Below are 3,371 nucleotides of genomic sequence, written 5' to 3'. Positions count from 1 at the left end.
GGGGCTTTTCTTTGCGCGCGGGGAAAAGCCGCAAACTACCTGCTCCCGACCCTCGTCCAGTCATCCTCGCGAACGCGGGGATCCATGCTGACCTTGACCTGATGCGCAATTACCGCAAGCTGGAGCGCGCTCTAAAACTGCGCTTGGATTCCCGCCTGCGCGGGAATGACGGGGCAGAGGAGCAGCTTGCAACTGAAATCACTGCGCCGCCTTTTCCCATTCTTCAACGGGTTTTACCCTTCAGACTCAGCGGCTGCAACTCTTCCAGGTAAGCCCCCAAAATTTATTCCGGACAGTAGTGCGCCTGCGCGGGAATGGCGTGGAGTGGGTCCGGCTTACAGCTTTAAAACTACATTCCCCATTCATTCTGCTCCGCCACAGCGTTATCATGCGTCTTTGATAATTATGGCTCCCTTTGAATATGCTCAGTACTCTGCTTTCAATGATGTCCGATGGCCGTTTCCATTCTGGTGAGACGTTGGGAGGGGCGTTAGGTGTAAGTCGTGCCGCAGTCTGGAAGTCCTTGAGCCGTTTGGAGAGGGAGGGCTTTCCGATTCAGCGTGTGCGCGGTAAGGGTTATCGCATTCCCAAAGGGGCGGTACTGCTTGATCTGGACCAGATCAAGCGCCATTTTCAGGCTGATGTCGCGGCATACTGGCAATGGCATCTCTATCAGGATATTGATTCGACTAACGCACAGGCGCAGCGGTTGCTGGTGGAATCCGGTGGTCGCCGCCCGCTTGTCTGCATCAGTGAGCGGCAGGCGTCCGGGCGCGGCCGGAGAGGGCGTACCTGGGTTAGTCCTTATGGACAGAACATCTACATGACCCTGGTAGAACCCTTTGCTGACGGCGCCCAGGGGCTTGAGGGTCTAAGCCTGATTGTGGGTATTGTGCTGGCCGACGCGCTGGAGAGCTGTGGTTATCCGCAGATTCGCTTGAAATGGCCTAATGATCTTCTGCTTGAGAGTAAGAAATTGGCCGGTATCCTTATCGAGGTCGCCGGTGATCTGACGTCCGACTGTGTGGCTGTTATTGGGGTAGGAGTCAATGTGTTGATGCGGCCCGAGGCGGGCGCGGAGATTGATCAGGCGTGGACCTCCTTATTGCAGGCCGCAGGTGCGGGAGAGCTGGATAGAAACAAGTTGGTTGCTGCGTTCGCAGAAAAGCTGTTGATGGCCATGGAGCGATTCAGATGCTCAGGTTTTCAGGACTTTATCGTCGAATGGAATAAGCGTGATGCCTGGCTGGGTCTTTCGGTCAGTATCGTGTCCGGATCGAACGCGTTGCATGGCGTGCACCAGGGGGTCAATGAGCGGGGCGCGCTCAAGCTACTTACCGCTGAGGGTCTTATGCTCATCAATGGTGGTGAGGTTAGTTTGAGGGTTAATAATGCTTCTTGAGCTCGATTGTGGGAATACGCTGATCAAGTGGCGTCTGCTGGATCGTGAGGGCCGCGTACGTGATCGAGACATGGCGCCGGACCTCGTCGAGCTGCAGTTGCTGCTGGGTGGCCAGGAGCGTGAGATAAGTGCCTGCCGGCTGGTGAGCGTACGTTCGGCAGACGAAACCCAGGTGGTGATGGATCAGTTGACAAGTTGGTTGAAGCTGCATCCGGTTCTGGCGCGCCCGAGCATGCATCTGGCGGGCGTTACCAATGGCTACACGGACTACACCAAGCTGGGAATGGATCGTTGGCTTGCTATTGCTGCAGCCTTTGGGCGATGTGGTCGCGCATGCGTGGTGATTGATCTAGGTACCGCTATTACTGTCGATTTTGTGCGCTCTGATGGCCAGCATTTAGGCGGCTATATTGCTCCCGGAAGCAAGTTGCTGCGCAATGGGCTCAAGCGTCATACGCGGCTGATACGTTATGACGAAAATCTGTTGGGTGATTTGCTAATGCCATCGCCGGGCAGCAACACGGCTGAAGCCGTTGAGTTTGGCTGTGACCTGATGCTGGCCGGATTCGTGCGTGAACAATACCGCATAGCCCACCAACTGATGGGTGACGATATGTTGGTGATTCTAACGGGTGGCGATGCCGAGCGCATGGCGGAGGCATTGCCGGGGGAGTGTGAGGTCATCAACGACCTGGTCTTCGACGGTCTCGCGCTAGCATGTCCGGTAGAGGCGGGATGATGCGATCCCTATTCCTTTTCCTGGTTCTGTTGAACGTTCTCTACGGCTTGTGGCAACTGCAGGACGGTAGGGCCGACCAGAGCCTTTATGAGTCGGCTGATCAGGCTCTGGAGCGGCTACCTGCTGTCGAACCCCCTGCCGACAGGCTTGAAGCAGCTGCTGATCCCGTCGAGCGGCCGCCGGCAACCATGTTGTGCGTTAACCTGGGCGTCTTCAGTGTCAGGTCCGAGGCCGAACAGTTGCGCCAACGATTGCTGGCATTGTCCATAGAATCTTCAGTGATCAGTCGTGATATAGCTGATAGTCAGGATTATTGGTTGGTCATGCCGGTGCAGGGAGGACAGCCGGACGCCATGCAGCGACTCAGTCAGTTGCAGGATGCGGGTATCGATAGCTTCATTATTACCCGGGGCCCGCTGGCCAATAATCTCTCGCTCGGCGTGTTCAGTCGTGAGGACTATGCGCTGGCTCGGCAAGCGCAGCTGGAGGCTCTGGGATATGTAACCTGGGTCGAACGGCAGGACAAGCTGAGTAGCGAATACCTGGTTCAGGTTGGCAGTGCCGCCCGGCGCTTGGTCGATCAGTCTCTGCTGGCCAAGTTGCGAGAAAGCTTCCCGGGCTTACAGCATCAGTTCCTTCCTTGTAAGCCCGTTGCGGGCTGAGCCGCCATAGCCTATGATATGCGCCCCCCTGAATGGCGGTGATGTTCCAATATTGCCTGTCCAGTCTGGGGTTGTCAGCACACAAGTAGCGGTTTTTGCTAATAAATGTGTTGACAGTAAGGCGCCAAGTGATGAAAATGGCGCCCTCTTACGGAGGGGTTCCCGAGCGGTCAAAGGGATCAGACTGTAAATCTGACGCGAAAGCTTCGAAGGTTCGAATCCTTCCCCCTCCACCAGATTTCGCATCAGCCAGAGCTCGGCGGGTATAGTTCAACGGTAGAACCTCAGCCTTCCAAGCTGATGGTGCGGGTTCGATTCCCGCTACCCGCTCCAATTCTGGCTACGCAAAAAGTGTGTAAGCTCATGTAGCTCAGCTGGTAGAGCACACCCTTGGTAAGGGTGAGGTCAGCGGTTCAATTCCGCTCATGAGCTCCAGTATAGAGGCAGATATGCAAATATCTGCCTTTTATTTAATGGTCGCGTGACTCGCGCATTGCACTCACGAAGAGGGGATCTCTCGATGGCTAAAGAGAAATTTGAACGTAATAAACCGCACCTTAACGTGGGC

Annotated in this window: 4 protein-coding genes and 3 tRNA genes; all 7 read left to right on the top strand. The window is 55.7% G+C overall.

All coding sequences use genetic code 11. The features are described 5' to 3' along the window. Positions 1–272 (top strand): hypothetical protein (locus K787_RS25620; RefSeq protein ID WP_235801959.1); only part of this gene is annotated, 272 nt, incomplete at its 5' end. Positions 273–421: 149 nt separating this feature from the next. After that, positions 422–1,402, top strand: coding sequence for a biotin--[acetyl-CoA-carboxylase] ligase (locus tag K787_RS0118555; RefSeq protein ID WP_022964308.1), 981 nt, complete (start codon positions 422–424; stop codon positions 1,400–1,402). Next, entirely contained in the window at positions 1,392–2,141 is a 750-nt protein-coding gene (locus K787_RS0118550) for a type III pantothenate kinase (protein ID WP_022964307.1), read from the top strand. Before K787_RS0118555 ends, K787_RS0118550 begins: the two co-directional genes overlap by 11 nt. Beyond that, complete coding sequence (locus tag K787_RS0118545; RefSeq protein WP_022964306.1) at positions 2,141–2,803, top strand: SPOR domain-containing protein; 663 nt, start codon at positions 2,141–2,143, stop codon at positions 2,801–2,803. The genes K787_RS0118550 and K787_RS0118545 overlap by 1 nt, the downstream gene beginning before the upstream one ends. A 152-nt stretch (positions 2,804–2,955) precedes the next feature. Then, positions 2,956–3,039, top strand: a tRNA-Tyr gene (locus K787_RS0118540). A gap of 23 nt (positions 3,040–3,062) precedes the next feature. Next, a tRNA-Gly gene (locus K787_RS0118535) sits at positions 3,063–3,136 on the top strand. 26 nt (positions 3,137–3,162) lie between these two features. After that, a tRNA-Thr gene (locus tag K787_RS0118530) sits at positions 3,163–3,238 on the top strand. Positions 3,239–3,371: the final 133 nt, after the last annotated feature.

The sequence above is a fragment of the Halopseudomonas pelagia CL-AP6 genome (assembly GCF_000410875.1).
Classification (GTDB): Bacteria; Pseudomonadota; Gammaproteobacteria; order Pseudomonadales; family Pseudomonadaceae; genus Halopseudomonas; species Halopseudomonas pelagia.
This window is presented reverse-complemented; position numbering and strand designations above follow the sequence as displayed.

What these genes read in the sequence shown, in the direction of transcription:
- K787_RS0118555 (WP_022964308.1), top strand. Translation starts at nt 422, where the DNA reads ATGCTCAGTACTCTGCTTTCAATGATGTCCGATGGCCGTTTCCATTCT.
- K787_RS0118550 (WP_022964307.1), top strand. Translation starts at nt 1,392, where the DNA reads ATGCTTCTTGAGCTCGATTGTGGGAATACGCTGATCAAGTGGCGTCTG.
- K787_RS0118545 (WP_022964306.1), top strand. Translation starts at nt 2,141, where the DNA reads ATGCGATCCCTATTCCTTTTCCTGGTTCTGTTGAACGTTCTCTACGGC.